Below are 19079 nucleotides of genomic sequence, written 5' to 3' on the forward strand. Positions count from 1 at the left end.
CGTTGTCAGTTCGCCAAATTCGCCAGCGGAATTTGCACCTTGATGATCAGGCCGTTCTGCGACCAGTCGTAATCGATGCGGCCGTTGTGCGAGGCAATCGTTGAGGCAACCAGATTGCTGCCAAATCCCAACTGAGCCGGCGCCTCGACCGGTTTGCCGATTTCACGCCAGACGATGTCGACGTTTTCGTTTTCGATCCGCCACGCCACGTCGACCTTTCCGTCATCCCGGAGAGCGCCGTATTTCGCGGCGTTGGTTGCGAGTTCGTGGAAGACGAGGGCGATGCTGTTGGTGGCGCGTTCTCCCAGCGACACCATCGGCCCGTTCAGCTCAGGCATGCTGTAAGGCCGGAGCACGGTACGGATGGCCTCCGCCATGTCCACGCCCTTGAGGGCGCTGCCGGCATTGAACGAGCGCCGAACCAGCGAATGGGCATCGGAGAGGGCGGTGAGGCGGCCGGTCAGTGACTCGGTCATCTCTTCCTTGGTTTCGGTGTGCCGCGCGGTCATCTTGATCATCGCGCCGGCAACGGCAAACAGGTTCTTGACCCGGTGGCTCATCTCCTTGGCCAGGATCTCCTGGGCTTCGAGCGCCTTCTTCAAGTGAAGGTCAGTGTGGATCATCTGCAGCGCGATGCCGGTGAACACGGCCAGCTCGGACAGCACGCGCGCATGCCCCGAGTGGAACTTGTGTCCCTCCTTGGCGACCACCCAAAGCGTCCCAACCGGGATGGTGCCGTTCCTCAACAGCGGCACCAGCAGAACTTCGGGCACGGTGATGTTAGCTTCCGCAATCCACGAGTAAGCGCGCTCGGGCCGCTCCATCAGGATCGGACTGCTCTGGTCGAGACAAACGCCGCACGGGCTGAAGTTCCGGGGCGTGGTCGCGCCTTCGAACACCGATAATTTGCCGACGAGGGAGTTCCAGCGAAACACGTCGCCATCGAGAACGCTGACGCCGGCCGAGTCCGCGTCGCAAGCTTCCATCGACAGCCTGACGAGGCGCGGCAACACTTCGGCGGGATGATCCGCCATGTTGCTGGCGAGGTCCTGCAGTGCCAGCTTTTCGCTGAGGTAATCGGGCGCTGGCGCCGGGCGAACCAAAAGTTCGTCGGTCGTGAAAACCTGCGCTATTGCGGCGGGCAGTTCTGTTGGGCGGCCCATGATCTCTTCCCCCTCCGGCACTATAACCCGGAGATCTTCGGCGCCTGGCTCGCTAGTTTGTCGGGGCAGAGTTTCGTCAGGATCGTAACTGGATCACGTTGCGCCAATTCAGCATCGCTCGTCGTCGATCCATCAGCAGAAAAAAGCAGGGCGCGACCGGCATCACCACGGTCGCGCCCTACGTCGCCGGTCAATGGGGCAGGGGGAATAACCGGCTGCCGGGATGACTCCGACCCCCCCAAAGTCGTTCCATGGTGCCGCAAATATTTTTCGTACACGGTTAAGTGATCGAGAAGTGCCGGACCCCCGGCGGCTCGCTTCGGGTTATTTCGGTGATCGCCATGGGGCGAGGGATGCACCGTCATGTCACAGATTTTCCAAGCAATTTTTACCGTTCTCGCCGTCTCCGCCACGTTAGGCGCCGTCCAGCTTGCTTCCGGTCATGATCTCACCGGCCGCCAGGAACTCACTCCACCCGCGCCTGCGACGGACATCAACCGTGCTGCCAAGGCCGACCGCGTGGGCCTGAAGGTCGCACCGGGTGAGAGTGAGACGATTACGATCCGCACCGTCGGTCTCAAGGATACGTCGGTGGTGGTTCGGGTTCCCGTCGTCAAGGACGAAGCACGGAACCGCCCGCCGCCGCCAGCCAAGCCCGACAAGCCGAAGACGACGATTGCCTGCGAACCGCCGGTCAGCGTGCTGACCGAGGTCGCCAAGCTGCTTCAGCCCGGTCGCTGCGTGACCTGATCGCGGCGTAGGACGAACCTCTCCGTCCTTGCGTCAAGACTTTACCGCGCCCGCAGTCAGTCCGCCCACCATATACCGCTTGAATGCGTAATAGATCGCGGCCGGCGGCAGCGCGTAGATGAAGCCGGTGGTCATCAGCAATTCCCACGGCGAGTCGTCGGCGGCCAGGAAGTTGCCGAGCGCGACCGGGAGCGTGATCTCGGTGTCCTTGGAGAGCAGCAGGAACGCGTAGAGATACTCATTCCAGGCCAGCAAGATCGCGTAGGTGCCGATCGCCACCAGCGAGGGCATCATCAGCGGCACGTAGACCAGGCGGAACAGTTGCAGCGTGGTGGCGCCGTCCATGGTGGCGGCTTCGTCGAGTTCGACCGGCAGCTTGTCGGACGCCTGCTTCAACACCCAGATCGCGTAGGGAGAGGCGATCGTCACCATCGCCAGAATCAGCGACCAGTGATTGTTGAGGAGGCCGTAATTGCCCATGGTGCGGTACATCGGCACGGCGAGGAACGCCGCCGGGATGAAGTAGGTGAACAGCGCCAGATTCATCACCCAGCGGCCGCCGGGCACGCGCAGCCGCGAGATCGAGAAGGCGGCTGCGGTCGCGATCATCAATGTCAGCGCGCCCGCTGAAAGCGCGATCACCACCGAATTGAAGAACTGGATCCAGAAATCGCGCAGGAAGTAATGCTCCTGGTAGAACACGATCTTGAAATTGTTCAGCGTCGGATGCGCCGGCCACAGCTTGCCCGAAAACGCGTCCTCCTTCGGCGAGATCGCGAACAGGAACATGTGATAGATCGGCACCAGGGTCCAGATCAGCACGGGAATGCCGATCAGAAGCAGCTTCGCTTCGGTGCCGATTTCGTGCAGTGTTGGCAGCTTCATCGCGACAACCGTTTCATCATGAAATAGACCAGCGGCAGCACGAACGGCAGCGCGCAGACGATCGAGGCCATCGCGAGTGAGAGCTGATCGAGCCTGAGATAGCGGATACCCAACGTCGCCAGCACATGAGTGAGGTCGGCGGGGCCGCCGCCGGTGAGCAGATAGACGCTGTTGAAATCGCCGAGCGTCCAGATCATCGAAAGCAGCGTGCAGGTGACGTAGAGCGTCTGCATCGATGGCCAGGTAATATAGCGGAATTTCTGCGACCAGCTCGCGCCGTCGACTTCGGCGGCCTCATAGAGGTCATGCGAGATCGCGAGCCGTCCGGTCATCAGGATCAGCGTCCAGAACGGCAACGATTTCCAGATATGGACGCCGATCGCCATGCCGAGCGCCACGGTCGGATCGTTCAGCCAGTTCGGGCCGTCCTCGGCGGTGAGCTTGAAGATGATCTGGTTGATCACGCCCCATTCCGGATTGAGCATGAACCGCACGGAGAGGATGGTCGGGATCGACGGCACCGCCCAGGGCAGGATGAACAGCACCGACAGCCATTTGATCCAGGTGCGCTGCTGCGCAAAGAAGCCGGACAAAAACAGCGCAATCGCCATTTTCAGATTGATGCCGACCAGGAGGAAGATCAGCGTATTGACGGCAGCGCGCGCAAAAATCGGGTCGTGCCAGAGCGCGGCATAGCTCGCCGGATGCCGCGCCAGCCACAGCCCGTAGCCGACGGGATAGACCACGAAGGCCAGGAACACGAGGATGTAGGGCGCGAGCAGCACGATGCCCCAGACCTGCGGCGTGGTCAGCCGGGCCGATAAAGGCGGGCCTGGAATTGCCTGATCGCCCGAAAGCGTGATTGCCATAGGTTTACTCTTGAAACGAGATGCCGGCCGCGGTTACGCCGTCGTCCCTGCCTAATGCGCAATTGCGCACGGGCGCAGGGACCCATAACCACAGGCGGTTGTTGGTACGCAAGGTCGTCGACCGGCATTTTTCAAAACGGCCGCCGCGGCGCATGGGTCCCTGCGTTCGCAGGGACGACGAACAACATACTGCGCGGCGGCCGGCATGAGCTATCTTAACCAGCGACCTGCTTGATGCGGGCGATCAGTTCGTCGACGGCCTTGTCGACCGGCACCTTCTCGCTCACCACGCGGTTCATCGCCTTGGCCCAGACGTTCTCGTTGTTGAGGATCGTGAACTTCCAGTTCTTGGTGAAGTCGAACGGCGTGGTGCCGCCGGTGAACTGGTTGTACACGGCCTTGCGATGCCGGTCAGCCTGCCAGAACGGGCTCTGCTGGCTGGCCGTCGTCACCGGGAACCAGCGGCCGAGCGCGCCCTCGATATAGGGGCGGAGGTTCTCTTCCTGCATCAGGAACTTGATGAACTCCTTGCCTTCCGCCTTGTTCTTGGCGGCGGTGAACATCAGTCCGGTCTTGACGTCGGAGCGATACTTGATCGGCGTGCCGTCCGGCTTGTTCGGGAAGGACGAGGTAATAATGACCTCGTCATAGTTCTTCTTGCCAAGCGCGCGCTGCTCCGGCGTCAGCGCCGGATTGTTGGCGTCGTCGAGCCATTTCGCCGCGATCGAGATCGTGAAGTTGTGCGTCATCACGATCGTCTTGTTGTGGAAGGCGACGTTATTGTCCGGATCCTTCCAGGTGGTGGAGGAAGGCGGCGTGCAGCCCTTGATGTAGGTGTCGGTATAATCCTTCATCGCCTTGATCAGGTTTTCCCGCACCTTGGGATCGTCGACCAGAAGCTTGCCCTCGTCATCGACCAGCTTGACGTTGTGGGCGTCCATGAAGGTGTAGAACGACTGGAAGCTGTCGGTGGATTCCACACCCATCGGCTGGCCGACGGCGTAGACCCGCTGACCGGTTGCCTTGCGCGCTGCGGGCTGCACCTTGTCGCACCAGAACGACCAGTAATCCTCCCACTTGGTCGGAATATCGCTCTGCTTGAAGCCGGCCTGCTCCAGCATGTCCTGCCAGATCTGCACGTGCATGCTCTGCTGTTTCAGCGGGAAGCCGTAATAAGCGCGCTTCTTGGCTACGTCGTTGTAAAGGTTGACCGTCTCCAGCGTGTTCGGCGCGAACGCCGGCTTCATCGGCGTCATGATGTCGGAAAGATCTTCCAGCTTGCCTTCGAACGCCCATTTGCCCTGCGCCTGGACGTCATAGCTGTCGGAATAGGCGACATCGGGCACGGTGCCGGAGTCCAGCGCGGCCACCGTCTTCGGGATCATGTCCTGAATGGCGTATTGCGACAGTTCGACCTTGATGCCGGTCTTGGCCTCGAATTTCTTGATCGCCTCGAGCAGCGCGTCGTCTTCGGATTTGTAAAAGCCCTTGCCGAACCAGACCGTGATGGTCTTCTGCTGGGCGAGCGCGGGTGCAGTGGCGTAAAACAGCCCGACCGCAGCGACCGCGAGTGAAACTGATCTCCTGGATATCACGTTGTTCTCCCTGAAAACCCGGCTTGTTAACCGGTTGGATAATGATAGCGCAACCATGTGGCGCGATCCAGATGGCGCGGTGCAAACTTGTGTAGGGGGATGTTCGCGGCGCAAATGCGGCAAAGCGCTCGCGCATGTGCGGGCGTTGGTTCAACCATTTTGGCTTCATGGTTCAATCATTTTGGGTCCAAGCATCCTGCGTCCATGGATACCGTGAGCCCACGACGCAGAGCGTAAGTGTCGTTCACAACGTTTTCTTCCGAAACTGAGGATGTGGTGGAACGCCGGACCCTTGCTATCGGTCGGTGAGCGTTGATCGGTACGACGCCTTCGGCCGCTCGAATTGCTGTCCGCCGTCGACCGCCGGCGCAGCACACCCATGACGGCTGATCATTTACTTGTTATCGACCCGCCGTGTTGCTGGCGGAGAAAGAGAAACATTCGGGGCCGGCGAAAGGTTTGCCGCTGTTGCGGCCCGGTGGCAATCGGCCGGCAGCCTGATGTCTCCTCGCGAACAATGATCAGCAGTCCGCTTGCCTAATCAATGATCGGCATTTCGTCGCCCACGGATGTCGCTTTACTCATCCGAGGCGCGATGGCCAAGCTGCCCGCGTCCGGCTACAGCGTATCGGGTGTGCGGACGGGCGACGACTTGTCCTCGTTGCGCAGTTCCTGTTCGGCGAGGCGCCAGAATTCGTCCTCTTTGCCTTCGGGCCTGCCGTTGCGCTCCCAGATCTGATAGGCGCGGTTCTGGATTTCCTTTTCGGTCGGCTCGCCCATCCAGGTCCTCCTATGCCGGGCTTCCCTTCGGGAATAAGCACGCAGCGAGGAGCAAGGTTCCTGGACGGCAGCCGCTCGCTCAGAACGAGTTCGCCAGTTCGATCTCCGCCTTCAGCGCGGCAATCCGCCGATCGGCTTCCTGTGCAGTCAGGTTCTTCTCGAACAATTTTGGCTGATAGGCCTCGGCGCTCAGCGTCCGGAGCGTCGTCGATTGGCGCGGCGTCATCGGCGCGTCGATCTGGTCCGGAAGGCGGGGCATCGAAAACTCCAAGATTCTTTGATCGGGGCCGGACTCTTAACTTGAAATTTGTTCTTTATTTGTTCTTGTGAGGCTCAACCGCAGCGAGGTGGTCCATGGACAACAAGTTGAATGAAATTCGCAGGAAAATCAGGCTCTTGCGGACGGAGATGCTGATCGCGGAGGTCAGTATCCGCAAACAGGTCAACCGGGACGAGGACTGCTCAGAAGCTGCTGTTCACCTGATGTCCATGCGAGTCACCATGCTCGGCCTGATCAGAGAGCGGAATCGGCTCGGCGGCGAAGAACGCCTGCTCAATGTCGATGAGCGGCTGAAGCTGGATGTCCGCGCGGTCAGCAGAAGGCCTTCGAACGAGGCGGTCGACCGCCGTGAGCGATGATCGGATTGAAATGATGCGCCGGCGGATTGCTGAGCTGGACCGGCTTATGCGTCAGCTCGATCACTCCGGACTGGACAATGCGCGGGCGCAGCTCCTGCTCGCGCGCATGCGAGCGGAGCTGAAAGATTTCATCGACAGGGGCCAGTTATGTGTGGACCGCTTAGATGGTACGGCCAAGACGCAGACAACCCGCCGTGGATAAAGCCCCTGGCGGAGGTGCGGATCAGGGCGGGCGTGGCGAAGATCGCATCCAAATAGTTCGATACGCCGATCAATCCATATCGCAGGTTGAAGCAGGGTAACACATGTGTTACCCTGCTCCTCCGATTGATATCCGCTACTATGTCGATGTTGGCGGCGATGCGCCGTTTGCCGAATGGTTTGCGGAGTTGGAGCCGGTGGCAAGCGCCAGGATTGCGCGTGCCATTGCCCGCATGGAGCAAGGCAATTTCTCCAACGCCAAGAGCGTTGGAGAGGGCGTGCTGGAATACAAGATCGATTTTGGACCGGGTTATCGCGTATATTTCGGGCGAGACGGCGACACCATCGTCATCTTGCTCACGGAAGGTACAAAGAAGCGGCAGCAACGGGATATCGATGCGGCAAAGGCGTACTGGCGGGACTACAAGCTGAGCAAGCGTGGGCGGCGTTGAGAAGTGCGGAGAGACAGATGGCGAAGACAGGAAGCTTCAAGGAACTGGTGCAAACCCGCGTCAAGAATGACAAGAAGTTTGCCGAAGCGCTGCTTCGTGAAGGCGTCGATGCGATGTTAAGCGGGGATGTCGAAACCGGCAAAACGATCCTGCGTGATTATATCAAGGCAACTGTCGGATTTGAAGAGCTTGGCGAGGCGACCGGCACCCAGCCCAAGAGTCTTATCCGGATGTTCGGTCCGCGCGGTAATCCGCAGGCCAAGAACCTCTTTAGCGTTCTCGGTTATCTTCAGAAGCGTGCGGGTTTGAAACTTCACGTCGCATAGAGAACGCGAGGTCACCGACATGCGGGAATAATGAAAATAAGCCCCGGATGTCGCCATGCTCATCCGGGCTACGCGCTGAGACGGTTTTCACGCAGATATTAGTTCTGCTTCGCGCTCTCCGCAGCCTCAGGCGCCGGCTGTCGTGGTCCGCCGGTAAACCTTTCGATCACCGAGCGTACCGCATCGCGCGTCTTGCGATCCTTCACCGCGTCGAGCAAGGGCGCAGCGCCCGGCGAGCGGCGGATCAGGCTTTCCGGATCGGGAAACACCAGCGGATCGTCCCACGGGCCCTGCACGACGAAGGGCAGCTCGAATCCCTTGTCGCCGCCGGCGGCGGCCGAGGTCAGGCTGGCGACCCCCTTGAGGTCGTATTCGCGTGATGGCACCGAGGCGGTGCCGGTCAGCGACAGGCGTGTCGTCGGGCCGTCGACACGGAGATCCTCGACGGTAGCGATGCCGTCATTGAACCGAACGGAAACGTTGAGATTGTCGTAAGGCGTCGAGCCGCTGCGCAGATTGCCGCCGCCGGAGAGCGGCCGCCGCTCCAGCCGCTTGAGCAGTTGCTCGACATTGAAGCCCGCGATCGCGCCGTCATGGCCGGTCAGCGTGGCGGTGCCGTCGAGCGAGGAGGCGAGGCCGAACGGGCTCGAGCCGGAGGCCGTTAGGGAGAGGCCGAGATTGCCGCGGCCGGACAGTTTGGTGATGCCGAACAATTCGTTGGCGCAGGTCTGCAGATCGACATCGGTGAACTGGAGTTGCGCCTTGACGTCGGCGACCACATCGGAGCGCGCGATCCCGAGCGAGCCCTTGGCGATGCCGCCATACATCTGCGCTTCGCCGATCGAGAGCGCCAGCGCGCCGCCGCGCAAATTGGCGCCGAACGCGGTTCGGCCGAGCTTGGTCGGGCCCACCGTCACCCGCGCCGCCGACAGCCGCATGTCGAGATCGGTGGCGGAGAGCGAGGAGAGGTCGAACAATTGCCGGTTCCAGTCGCGCGCGCCGCTCGCGAGCAGGCGGACGGTCGAGATGTAAGGCGTGAAATCCAGATTGCCGGCCGCCAGCGTCGCTTGCAGCGTCTGACGGCCATTATTGGCGACCGTCATCACGCCTTCGGCGGCGTTGCCGTCGAGCTCGACATTCACGTTGGTCAAGGCGACCGAGGCGCCGACGACATTGGCGCGGGCCTTCAGCGTGAAACGGCCGAAGCCGCCGCTGCCGGGCACCGGCTGTCCCATCCAGCGCAGCGCGTTGCGCAGCGACAGGCTGTCGACGCTGACTGTGCCCTCCATCATCAGGCTGGTGCGGTTGGCGACAAAGCCGTCGAAGCCGAGCTTGAGCGGCGCGCTGACCAGCCGCGCCTTCAGGCCGGAGCGATCGCCCGACAGCATCGCGACGAAGTCGCTGGCCGAGATCGAGCCGTCGACGCGTTCGCCGCGAAAGTCGAATTGCCCGGTCGCCGCGAACGAGCGAGAGATCGACGGCCAGGCCAGCGACAGATCGATGTCGCCGAGCTGTTCCTTGACGTTGTTGGTGGCGTCCTCGTATTTCAGCACACCGTCCTGAATCCTGATTTCGGAGAACGACACCTGATTCTCCGCGCCGGGCCTCATCGTGCGCGCGATCCGCTCGACGAACGGCGTCCAGTTGCTCTCGCCGCCGGCTTCCCTGACGACGCGGATGTGCGGCCGCAACATCATGACGTCGGCGATCTCGAACCGGCGCAGCAGCAAAGGCAGCAGGCGCAGGTTGGCCGTCAGCACGTCGACCTGCAGCGCAGGGTCGGTGGTGCCGCCGCCCTTCAGTCCGACATTGTGAAAGGAGACGTAGCTTCCCGGAAACACCGACACGTCGATCGCGCCTGACACGACCAGATCGAGCCCGGTGACTGCGCGGATCTGCGCCTCGACCGCCTGGCGCAGCGCGTCGCGGTTGAGGAACCACGAGGTTCCGATCAGGGCGAGTACTGCCGCGCAAAACAGCACCGCAATCGGCATCCCGAGGCGCTTCATTCCTTGAGCCATCGTCAATGACATATCCGGATCTGGCTAAACCGAACTCGGCTTTGATGCTACAGGGTCAATGTTGATGACGGCAGGCGGCGCCAAAGGTGATGCCCGTGCCAACCCACACAACTTGAAGGGTTTTCTTGACGCTTTCAAGGCCGAGATGGCGCTCCTTGGGCTACTCGGCGGCATAATCCACCCGTCATTGACGCACCGCGAAGAATTCGCCTAATAATCCGGAGATAAATGCCGGCTTTCAGCCGTTCCCTCCATCAGGTCATATTCCATGAACAAGGTTTACCCCGACGCCAAATCGGCACTCGACGGCGTTCTCAAGGACGGCATGATGATCATGTCGGGCGGTTTCGGTCTGTGCGGCATTGCCGAAACCCTGTCGGACGCGATCCGCGATTCCGGCGTCAAGGGTTTGACGGTCGTTTCCAACAATGCAGGCGTCGACGGCATCGGCCTCTCCAGGCTCCTGGAAACGCGACAGATCAAAAAGATGATCTCGTCCTATGTCGGCGAGAACAAGCTGTTCGCCCAGCAATACCTCGCAGGCGAACTGGAACTCGAATTCAACCCGCAGGGCACGCTGGCCGAGCGCATCCGCGCCGGCGGCGCCGGTATCCCGGCCTTCTTCACCAAGACCGGCGTCGGCACGCTGATCGCCGAAGGCAAGGAAGTGAAGGAATTCGACGGCGAGAAATACATCATGGAGCGTGGGCTGTTCGCCGATCTCGCCATCGTTCATGCCTGGAAGGGCGACACCGCCGGCAACCTGATCTATCGCAAGACCGCGCGCAATTTTAACCCGATGATGGCGACCGCCGCGAAGATCACGGTGGCCGAGGTCGAGCAACTGGTTCCGGCCGGCGAACTCAATCCCGACCACATCCACACGCCCGGCATTTTCGTCAAACGCATCATCGAGGTCGGCACCGGCAAGAAGCGGATCGAATTCCGCAACACCCGCCCGCGGCCCAGCGCATGATCCGGAAAAGTGGAAACCGGTTTTCCCTGCGACAAACGCGTAGCGTTTGCGCGGAGATCATGCGCAAACTAACGAGCATTTAAGGAGCTCCCCATGGCCTGGACCCGTGAACAGATGGCCGCGCGTGCCGCGAAAGAGTTGCGCGACGGCTATTACGTCAACCTCGGCATCGGCATTCCGACGCTGGTCTCGAACTACATCCCCGACGGCATCGACGTGAACCTGCAGAGCGAGAACGGCATGCTCGGCATGGGTCCGTTCCCGTATGAAGGCGAGGAAGATGCCGACCTCATCAACGCCGGCAAGCAGACGGTGAGCGAACTGCCGTCGACCAGCTATTTCTCCTCGGCCGATTCCTTCGGCATGGTGCGCGGCGGGCATATCGATCTGTCGATCCTCGGCGCAATGCAGGTGGCGCAGAATGGCGACCTCGCCAACTGGATGATCCCCGGCAAGATGGTGAAGGGCATGGGCGGCGCAATGGACCTCGTCGCCGGCGTCAAGCGCGTCGTCGTGGTCATGGAGCACTCCGCCAAGGACGGCCCGAAGCTTCTGAAGACCTGCAACCTGCCGCTGACCGGCGAGCGCGTGGTCGACATGGTGGTGACGGATCTTGCCGTCTTCACCATCGACAAGCACGGCAAGGACGGCATGGCCCTGATCGAGCTCGCCGACGGCGTCACGCTGGATGAGGTCAAGGCCAAGACCGAAGCCGAGTTCCGCGTCGCGCTGAAGAACGCCTGACGCGATGGCGGCCGGGCGGTCGCAACCTGCGATCCGTCCCGCGCGCAACGACGACGCCGGCTTCATTGCCCGTAATATCCTGGCCTCGCAGCGCGGCCCGCTGCCGCGCGGCTGGTTCGACATCGCACTCGGCTGGAGTGAGCCGGAATGCCTGGCGTTCGTCGAACGGATTGCCACAGCAAAACAGCCGTCATGGTGGCACGTCTCGCAATTCATCATCGCCGAGGTCGAAGGAAAGCCGGCGGCCTCGCTGTGCGCGTTGCCTGCCTCCGGCATCGGCCCTGCAGCGAAGGTGGCGATCGAAATGGCGGCGGCCGAGAGCGGGCTGACCGCATCGGATGTCGCGGCGATCTTCCAGCGCAGCGCTTACACCAGGAATTGCTGGGTGCAGGGCGGCGACGGCGACTGGCTGATCGAGCATGTCGCGACGCTGCCGGAATATCGCGGTCGTGGGCTGGTACAGGCGCTGATCGACCACGCAGTCGCCGCCGGCAAGCAGGCGGGCTTCGAGCGGGCATCGATATCGTTTCTGATCGGCAACGAGGCGGCCGAGCGATGTTATGCGAAAGCGGGCTTTGCGTTCGCCGAAGAGAAGCGCGATCCGGCGTTCGAGGCATTGACGGGATCACCTGGCTTTCGCCGGTTTGTGCGCGCGATCCCGTAGGGTGGGCAAAGCGAAGCGTGCCCACCACCCGTCCTCAATCTCGGAACGCAATGGTGGGCACGCTTGCGCTTTGCCCACCCTACGCACTGCTTACGCCGGTCCGGCCGGCACATCCGAAAACCGCGTCAGCCACGCCACCGGGCCGATGCTGGCGGCGACGATCAGCAGTGCGGCGAGCGCGCCTTCCTCAAAACTGCCGCGGCTGGCGTACTGGTAGATCGAGGTCGCCAGCGTGTCGACGTTGAGCGGCCGCAGCAGCAGCGTCGCCGGCAATTCCTTCAGGCAGTCCACGAACACCACGATGACGGCGCCGAGCATGGCAGGGCGCAGCAGCGGCAGATGGATCAGCCACATCGTCGTGGTCTGGCCGGCGCCGACCGCGCGTGCGCTGTCGTCATAGTCGCGCGGAATCCGCTCGAATCCCGCCTTGATGAATCCGGTCGGCACCGCCAGAAACCGGATCACATAGGCGATGATGACGGCAGCGCCCGAGCCGACAATGATCAGTCCCGGCAGCGATTGTCCGAGCCACCCGGCGAGCGTGTTGATGCCATTGTCGATGGCGAGCACCGGCGCGAGCAGGCCCAGCGCCAGCACCAGTCCCGGCAGTGTGTAGCCAGTTTGCGCAATGTTCATCGCAACGTAGCGCAGCCCGTTCGGTCGCCAGCGCCACGCCAGAATGGTGGCGAAGCCGAGCAGGAGCGCGGTCAGCGTGGCAATGCTTGCGAAGGCAACCGAGTTGAAGGCGTCGCGCCACAGCGCCATGTCGAAATTCGCGAACAGTCCGCGCTTGAAACTCTGATGCGCGAGAAACAACAGCGGCACCAGAAATCCGAGGCATACCGGCAGCAGGCAGGTGGCGAAGGCGCAGGCGCCCTTGATGCCGGTGAGCGGCGTCCGTTGCGTGAGCCGCGGGCTTTCGGCGGAAAATTCCGTCGTTACATTGCGTCGTCCGTAACGCTCGATCGCGATAAGTCCGGCCACAATCGCCAGCATGAAGCAGGACAACTGCGCTGCGCCGGCAAGGCTGCCGCGATTGAGCCAGGTGGTGAACACCGAGACCGTGAGCGTACGGACGCCGAGATATTCGCTGGCGCCGATGTCGTTCAGGGTTTCCAGCGAGACCAGCGCGACGCCGACGGCGAGGGCCGGTCGCGCCATCGGCAGCGAGATGCGCCAGAAGGTGGTCCAGCGGCCGGCGCCCAGCGTCTTCGCAGCTTCGGCGAACTCCGCGCTCTGAAACTGGAACATCGTGCGCGCCGAAAGATAGACGTAGGGGTAGAGCACCAGCGCGATCACGATGATGGCGCCGGGCAGCGAGCGCAGGTTGGGAAGCACGCGCACCGCGTCTTGCAGTGGCAGCCAAAGCGCGAGCGTCTTGTGGATCAGGCCGAGCGGCTCGAACAAATCGACATAGACATAAGCCGCCAGATAGGTGGGGATCGCGAGCGGCAGCGGCACCAGCCACAGCAGCATCTGGCGGCCGCGAAATTCATGCAGCGAGATCGCCCACGCCGTGCCGGTGCCGATGGCGAGTGACAAGATGCCGACACCGCCGAGCAATAGTGCGGTATCGAGCAGGCTCCGCGGCAGCACGTATTCGATGAGGGGCTGCCAGACGTCCGGCGCTGGCTGCATCGCTAACGCAATGATCGAGATAACGGGGGCCGCAACCAGCATGGCGGTCCCGACCGCAATCGCTGCCGCGATCCGGCCCGAGTGCGTAGTCCGGGTCACGCCGGCTCACATCGGCAAGGAGCCCGAAGCCCATGCAGCAATATGCCCTCTCCCGGGGAGGGAGAGGGCATATTGAAGGAAATGCTTTCGCGACTTGGTGCGATCAATTATCGAACCCGACCTTGTCGACCAGCGTTGACGCCGCCTTGCGGTTGGCGACAATCTTGGCGATTGGCGTCGGATCGGCGGTGAGTTTGCCGTAGCCCGCAATGGTCGGGTTGACGGCGACGCCGGCGCGGATCGGGTATTCGTAGTTGGCATCGGCGTAGATCTTCTGCGCCTTCTCGCCCGCGAGCCACTCGATCAGCTTGACGCCGTTAGCCTTGTTCGGCGCGTGCTTGGCGAGAAGGACGCCGGAGAGATTGACGTGGGTGCCGCCGCCCTCGAACGTCGGCAGGATCACCTTGGTGGCTTCCGCCCACGGCTTCTTCTCGGGGTCGTTGTTCATCATCAGCGCCCAGTAATAGGTGTTGCCGATGCCGATATCGCACTTGCCGGCCGCGACGTCGCGCGCGGCTTCGCGGTCGCCGCCGGACGGCTTCTGCGCCAGATTGGCCTTCACGCCCTTCAGCCATTCCTCGGCCTTGGCCTCGCCGTGCTTGGCCACATAGGCCGCGAACAGGCCGTTATTGTAGATGTGCTGGCCGGAGCGGATGCAGATCTTGCCCTTCCACTTGGGATCCGCGAGCTCTTCATAGGTGATCTTGTCCTGCTTGACGCGGTCCTTCGAGGCGTAGATCACGCGCGCGCGCATCGAAATGCCGGCCCACTGTCCATCCGGATCGCGATATTGCGCCGGCACGATCTCGTCGAGCACCACCGACTTGATCGGCTGAGTGACGCCGGCCTGTACGGCGTCGTCGAGGCGGCCGAGATCGACCGTGAGCAGCACGTCGGCCGGACTATTGGCGCCCTCGGCCTTCATCCGCTGCTCGAGACCCGAGCTTGCCGAGACCACGTTGACCTTGATGCCGGTGTCCTTGGTGAAGGCATCGAACAGCGGCTGGATCAGCTTGGTTTCACGATAGGTGTAGACGTTGACCTCGCCGTCGGCGGACGCTGTCGAGGCTCCGAATGCGGTGAAACAGAGCAACGCTGCGGTTGCTGCGGTAGCGCGAAAATTCGTCATGAGGGCTGCCCGACAAAGCTGGTGGAGATGCCGGTTTCAGTAGCGCAGCAGCCAGCATGGCGGCAGCGACTGGATGTCGCGAACGGCTTCATTTAGAGCGATTCCAGTATTTGATTTAGAGTGATTCCAAAGTGTGGCCCGGGACTAATCCTCGTTTGCCTTGAATCGGTTCATCCCCTTCAGCACGAACGGCGCCAATAGCGCAATCAGCGCAATGCCGAGCAGCGTCGCCGACATCGGACTTTGCAGCAGCACCAGGGGATCACCGAGGCTGATCGCCAGCGCCCGGCGCAACTGGCTTTCGGCGATCGGGCCGAGGATGAGGCCGACGACGACGGGCGCGATCGGAAAATCGTACCGGCGCATCAGAAAGCCCAGTACGCCAAAACCCGCCAGCATCGACAATTCGACCACTGACGGTTTTGCGGCGATGGTGCCCATGGTCGCGAACACGAGAATACCGGCGTACAGCCACGGCTGCGGGATCGCGAGCAGCCGCACCCACAGTCCTACCAGTGGCAGGTTGAGAACCAGCAGCATGACGTTGGCGATGAAGAGGCTCGCAATCAGGCCCCACACCAGATCGGGCCGCTCGGCGAACAGCAGCGGCCCCGGGTTCAGGCCGTATTGCTGAAAGCCAGCCAGCATCATCGCGGCGGTGGCCGAGGTCGGAAGGCCCAGCGTGAGCAGCGGCACGAGCGTGCCGGCGGCGGAGGCGTTGTTGGCGGCTTCCGGCCCGGCGACGCCTTCGATCGCGCCCTTGCCGAATTCCTCCGGATGTTTCGTCAGCCGCCTCTCGGTCGAGTAGGACAGGAATGTCGGAATCTCCGCGCCGCCGGCCGGCAGCGCGCCGATCGGAAAGCCGAACATCGTCCCGCGCAGCCACGCCTTCCATGAGCGCTTCCAGTCTTCCATCGTCATCCATAGCGAGCCGCGCACCGGCTCGATCTTCTCCTCGGCATGATGGCGGCGGGAGGCGACGTAAAGCGCTTCGCCGACGGCGAACAGGCCGACCGCCAGCGTCGTTACTTCCACGCCGTCGAGCAGTTCGGGGATGCCGAACGCAAGCCGCGCCTGTCCCGTGAGCTTGTCGATGCCGATCAGGCCAAGCGTCAATCCGATGAACAGGCTGGTCAGCCCGCGGATCGGCGAATCGCCGAAGGTCGCCGATACCGTCACGAAGGCCACGCACATCAGCGCGAAATAATCTTCAGGCCCGAACTTCACCGCGAAATCGACCAGCAGCGGCGCGAGAAAGGCCAGGCCAATGGTGGCGATGGTGCCCGCGACGAACGAACCGATCGCCGCCGTCGCCAGCGCCGGGCCGCCGCGGCCGGCCTTGGCCATCTTGTTGCCCTCCAGCGCGGTCGCCATCGATGCGCTCTCGCCGGGCGTGTTGATCAGGATGGCGGTGGTCGAGCCGCCATACATGCCGCCGTAATAGATGCCGGCGAACATGATCAGCGAGCCACCGGGGTCGAGCTTGTAGGTGACCGGCAGCAGCAACGCAACGGTGAGTGCCGGGCCGATGCCGGGCAGCACGCCCACGGCAGTGCCGAGGAACACGCCGATCAGCGCGTAGAGCAGGTTCATCGGCTGGACGGCGACGGCCATGCCATGCGCGAGGGCGGCGAAGGTTTCCATTACAGCAGTCTTTCAAGGGGGCCGGCAGGGAGGCTCAACGTCAGCAGCCGATCGAAGGCGAGATAGATCAGGGTGGTCATCACCAGGGCGATGACGAGATCGGCGAGCAATGCGCGCCGTCCGAACGCCGCCGAAGTGGTGACGAACAGCGCCGATGTCGCAAGGATGAAGCCGCCGCCGAGGCCGATGATGGCGATCAGCAGCGCAAGTCCGCCCAGGATCAGCAGCACGGGCTTCGGATCGGCGCTCTCGCGCGGCGGCAGGTTGCCGCGCAGCGCGTCGATCAGGTTGCCGATCGCAAGCAGGCCGAGCCCGACCGCGACGACGATCGGCATCGCCTCAGGGCCCATGCCGTACATCGTGGTGGCGGGCAGTTGCCATGCATCCAAGACCAGCACCACGGCGAGCACCGCGAGCGCGGCGGCAACCACCAGACCCGCAGGATCGATGCGCCGCCCCGCCGGCCCCTGCGGAAAATCGCTCGAAGGGGTGTCCGTCATGATTTGACGAGGCCGACCGATTTCAGCACGTCGGTGACGCGCGCCGTTTCCTTCTTCAGGAAGTCCGCGAACGCATCGCCGGAAAGATAGGCGTCATCCCAGCCCTTCTGCTTGAGGATGTCCTTCCAGGCGTCCGATTTGACCATTTTCTCGACCGCCTCGCTCAGGACCTTGCGCTGCTCCGGCGTGATGCCGGGAGGCGCGACCACCGAGCGCCAGTTGGCGATCACGAGGTCAATGCCCTGTTCCTTGAAGGTCGGAATGTCGACGCCGGCGATGCGCTTCTCCGAGGTGACGCCGAGCGCGCGCAATTTGCCCGACTTGATCTGGCCTTCGTACTCGCTCAGGCCCGAAATGCCGGCAGTGACCTTGCCGCCGAGAATCGCCGCCAGCGACTCGCCGCCGCCGGAGAACGGAATGTAGTTGATCTTCTTCGCGTCGGCCCCGATCGTGCCCGCAAACAGCGCCGCCATCACATGGTCGACGCCGCCGGCCGAGCCGCCGGCGAAGGTCACCTTGGCAATGTCGGCCTTCACGGCTGCGGCAAGATCCTGCGCCGTCTTGAGCGGTGAATTCGCCGGCACCACGATCACCTGGATCTCCTCGGTGAGGCGCGCGATCGGCGTCACCTGTTCGAGCGTCACCGGCGACTTGTTCATGGCGAGCGCGCCGACCATGACGAAGCCGTTCACCATCATCTGGTTGCCGTCGCCCTTGGCGCCGTTGACGAACTGCGCGATGCCGACGCTGCCGCCGGCGCCTGCCACGTTGGTGACCTGAATGCTGCGGGCGATTTTGGCGGCGACCAGCGCCTGCTGCATCGCGCGGGCGGTCTGATCCCATCCGCCGCCGGGGGCTGCGGGCGCCATGATCTTGAGCTCGAGCTGCTGCGAGAGGGCAGGCACGCCAGCTGCAAGCGTCAACGCGACGACCGCGCCGAACAGGCGCGTTTGAAACGGAATCATGGGGTTTCCTCCAGGCTCGCGCGGAGCCGCTGTGTGTCAATTCGCCGCATATCAGCCGGAAAAGCCGCCGCTGTCCAGAAGGACGTTTGCGTGAGCGCGCCGGATCTCAAGGATTTCGCTAGGGCTCTGAAGCGCGTGCGTTTTTGGCCTTCGGCACTTGCCTTGAACGAAGTGAAGCGCCAATTGCTCGGCACGTCCGAAGCGGCGCCGTGCTTTGCTTGGCCTTGGCCTGGGCTAGGGCGCCTGAGCAGGACGCGATGACGAAGGTGGCCAGGGCCTCGGGGTCGAGCGCGCCAGCGATGATTGAGGGAAATCGATGCACCAGGATGCTCAATCCGGCCGAGAAGCCGACCGAAGCAGCGGCCGCAAGATGCGGTTGTTCTCCGCCGCCTTGAGCATGTTCGGCGCCAAGGTTCAGATTGCCGCGCACGAGAAGGACATCGACTTCGAGCTGGTCATGGTGCCCTTCACCCAGAAGGAGGGTTACGCGCCAAAGCATCCGGAAGTCGTGCGCATCAATCCAAAGCGGCAGGTGCCGGTGCTGATCGACGGCGATCTCGAGATTTTCGATTCCACCCAGATCTTCGAGTATCTCGAAGACATCAAGCCGCATCCTGCGCTGTGGCCCGCAAGTCCGGCAGCACGAGCCCGGGCTCGCCGGCTGGAGCATGAATCGGACGAAGTCTATTTCCCGCACATCATCAAACTGATGCCGCTCTGGAAAACGCCCGACGATCCCGCCGGCAAGCCCGCGCGCGAGGCCGCCGCCGCCTTTTATCGAACGATGGAGCGCACGCTTGGCGACCGAGAGTTTCTCGCCGGCGAATATTCCTTTGCCGATATCGCGTTCTATATGGCGCAGCTGTTCGGCGCCCGCATGGGGGCCGACATGACCGGTGAGGCGCCAAATCTTCTGCAATGGCGGCAGCGCATGACGGCGAGAGCGGCCGTCATCAAGGTCGTCAAACCGATGGCCGATTATCTGCGCAGCGATGGCCGCAGCGTTCCAGCGTTTCTCTCGCCGATCGCGTGATCGCCG

Annotated in this window: 21 protein-coding genes; 9 read left to right on the top strand and 12 right to left on the bottom strand. The window is 62.7% G+C overall.

The genetic code is table 11. The features are described from left to right. Positions 1–5: 5 nt before the first annotated feature. Positions 6–1163 (bottom strand): sensor histidine kinase, encoded by a 1158-nt coding sequence (locus LMTR21_RS03960; RefSeq protein ID WP_065753221.1) that lies wholly within the window; start codon positions 1161–1163, stop codon positions 6–8. 363 nt (positions 1164–1526) lie between these two features. On the opposite strand from LMTR21_RS03960, the gene LMTR21_RS03965 reads away from it, so the two are divergent. Further along, positions 1527–1913 (top strand): hypothetical protein, encoded by a 387-nt coding sequence (locus tag LMTR21_RS03965; protein WP_065753220.1) that lies wholly within the window; start codon positions 1527–1529, stop codon positions 1911–1913. Between the two features lie 33 nt (positions 1914–1946). Here the strand turns inward: LMTR21_RS03965 and LMTR21_RS03970 are convergent, their stop codons facing one another. The 5 genes from LMTR21_RS03970 to LMTR21_RS03990 form a co-directional block, all read right to left on the bottom strand. After that, entirely contained in the window at positions 1947–2798 is an 852-nt protein-coding gene (locus tag LMTR21_RS03970) for a carbohydrate ABC transporter permease (RefSeq protein ID WP_065753219.1), read from the bottom strand. Continuing rightward, positions 2795–3667, bottom strand: a complete 873-nt coding sequence (locus LMTR21_RS03975) for a carbohydrate ABC transporter permease (RefSeq protein ID WP_065753218.1) — start codon at positions 3665–3667, stop codon at positions 2795–2797. Before LMTR21_RS03975 ends, LMTR21_RS03970 begins: the two co-directional genes overlap by 4 nt. Before the next feature lie 215 nt (positions 3668–3882). Next, positions 3883–5262: an ABC transporter substrate-binding protein gene (locus tag LMTR21_RS03980; RefSeq protein ID WP_065753217.1), complete on the bottom strand. Its 1380-nt coding sequence runs from the start codon at positions 5260–5262 to the stop codon at positions 3883–3885. 618 nt (positions 5263–5880) lie between these two features. Beyond that, the gene (locus LMTR21_RS03985) at positions 5881–6042 is read right to left on the bottom strand and encodes a DUF2934 domain-containing protein (RefSeq protein ID WP_084030623.1); all 162 of its coding nucleotides are present in this window, start codon (positions 6040–6042) and stop codon (positions 5881–5883) included. A gap of 79 nt (positions 6043–6121) precedes the next feature. After that, a complete protein-coding gene (locus LMTR21_RS03990) occupies positions 6122–6301 on the bottom strand; it encodes a DUF3072 domain-containing protein (RefSeq protein ID WP_246175090.1) in 180 nt (59 codons plus the stop codon). 95 nt (positions 6302–6396) lie between these two features. On the opposite strand from LMTR21_RS03990, the gene LMTR21_RS03995 reads away from it, so the two are divergent. From LMTR21_RS03995 to LMTR21_RS04010, 4 genes are all read left to right on the top strand, one after another. After that, entirely contained in the window at positions 6397–6681 is a 285-nt protein-coding gene (locus tag LMTR21_RS03995; RefSeq protein ID WP_141688327.1) for a hypothetical protein, read from the top strand. After that, positions 6671–6883 carry a hypothetical protein gene (locus LMTR21_RS04000; RefSeq protein WP_141688326.1) on the top strand — a complete coding sequence of 71 codons (213 nt, stop codon included), beginning with the start codon at positions 6671–6673 and terminating at the stop codon, positions 6881–6883. Before LMTR21_RS03995 ends, LMTR21_RS04000 begins: the two co-directional genes overlap by 11 nt. 103 nt (positions 6884–6986) lie before the next feature. Further along, the gene (locus LMTR21_RS04005; protein ID WP_430642527.1) at positions 6987–7334 is read left to right on the top strand and encodes a type II toxin-antitoxin system RelE/ParE family toxin; all 348 of its coding nucleotides are present in this window, start codon (positions 6987–6989) and stop codon (positions 7332–7334) included. Positions 7335–7351: 17 nt separating this feature from the next. Beyond that, a complete protein-coding gene (locus LMTR21_RS04010; protein WP_065753213.1) occupies positions 7352–7660 on the top strand; it encodes a transcriptional regulator in 309 nt (102 codons plus the stop codon). Between the two features lie 98 nt (positions 7661–7758). Here the strand turns inward: LMTR21_RS04010 and LMTR21_RS04015 are convergent, their stop codons facing one another. Then, the gene (locus tag LMTR21_RS04015; protein WP_065753271.1) at positions 7759–9681 is read right to left on the bottom strand and encodes an AsmA family protein; all 1923 of its coding nucleotides are present in this window, start codon (positions 9679–9681) and stop codon (positions 7759–7761) included. Positions 9682–9949: 268 nt separating this feature from the next. On the opposite strand from LMTR21_RS04015, the gene LMTR21_RS04020 reads away from it, so the two are divergent. The 3 genes from LMTR21_RS04020 to LMTR21_RS04030 all read left to right on the top strand — a co-directional run bounded on the left by LMTR21_RS04020 (position 9950) and on the right by LMTR21_RS04030 (position 12065). Beyond that, the gene (locus LMTR21_RS04020; protein WP_065753212.1) at positions 9950–10657 is read left to right on the top strand and encodes a CoA transferase subunit A; all 708 of its coding nucleotides are present in this window, start codon (positions 9950–9952) and stop codon (positions 10655–10657) included. 93 nt (positions 10658–10750) lie between these two features. After that, on the top strand, positions 10751–11401 hold the full coding sequence (locus tag LMTR21_RS04025) for a 3-oxoacid CoA-transferase subunit B (protein ID WP_057838558.1): 651 nt from the start codon (positions 10751–10753) through the stop codon (positions 11399–11401). A 4-nt stretch (positions 11402–11405) separates the two neighbouring features. After that, positions 11406–12065, top strand: coding sequence for a GNAT family N-acetyltransferase (locus tag LMTR21_RS04030; RefSeq protein WP_065753211.1), 660 nt, complete (start codon positions 11406–11408; stop codon positions 12063–12065). 90 nt (positions 12066–12155) lie between these two features. On the opposite strand, the gene LMTR21_RS04035 is transcribed toward LMTR21_RS04030, so the two are convergent. From LMTR21_RS04035 to LMTR21_RS04055, 5 genes are all read right to left on the bottom strand, one after another. After that, entirely contained in the window at positions 12156–13745 is a 1590-nt protein-coding gene (locus tag LMTR21_RS04035; protein ID WP_065753210.1) for an ABC transporter permease, read from the bottom strand. Positions 13746–13905: 160 nt separating this feature from the next. Beyond that, the gene (locus LMTR21_RS04040) at positions 13906–14931 is read right to left on the bottom strand and encodes a Fe(3+) ABC transporter substrate-binding protein (protein WP_065753209.1); all 1026 of its coding nucleotides are present in this window, start codon (positions 14929–14931) and stop codon (positions 13906–13908) included. A 144-nt stretch (positions 14932–15075) separates the two neighbouring features. Next, positions 15076–16575: a tripartite tricarboxylate transporter permease gene (locus LMTR21_RS04045; protein ID WP_065753208.1), complete on the bottom strand. Its 1500-nt coding sequence runs from the start codon at positions 16573–16575 to the stop codon at positions 15076–15078. Then, positions 16575–17075 carry a tripartite tricarboxylate transporter TctB family protein gene (locus tag LMTR21_RS04050; protein ID WP_065753207.1) on the bottom strand — a complete coding sequence of 167 codons (501 nt, stop codon included), beginning with the start codon at positions 17073–17075 and terminating at the stop codon, positions 16575–16577. Before LMTR21_RS04050 ends, LMTR21_RS04045 begins: the two co-directional genes overlap by 1 nt. Next, entirely contained in the window at positions 17072–18040 is a 969-nt protein-coding gene (locus LMTR21_RS04055; protein WP_065753206.1) for a Bug family tripartite tricarboxylate transporter substrate binding protein, read from the bottom strand. The genes LMTR21_RS04050 and LMTR21_RS04055 overlap by 4 nt, the downstream gene beginning before the upstream one ends. 316 nt (positions 18041–18356) lie before the next feature. Between LMTR21_RS04055 and LMTR21_RS04060 the strand changes: the two genes are divergently transcribed. Continuing rightward, complete coding sequence (locus LMTR21_RS04060; RefSeq protein WP_210250555.1) at positions 18357–19073, top strand: glutathione S-transferase family protein; 717 nt, start codon at positions 18357–18359, stop codon at positions 19071–19073. The last annotated feature ends 6 nt before the right edge of the window (positions 19074–19079 follow it).

Origin of the sequence: Bradyrhizobium paxllaeri (assembly GCF_001693515.2) — a bacterium.
Taxonomy (GTDB): domain Bacteria; phylum Pseudomonadota; class Alphaproteobacteria; order Rhizobiales; family Xanthobacteraceae; genus Bradyrhizobium; species Bradyrhizobium paxllaeri.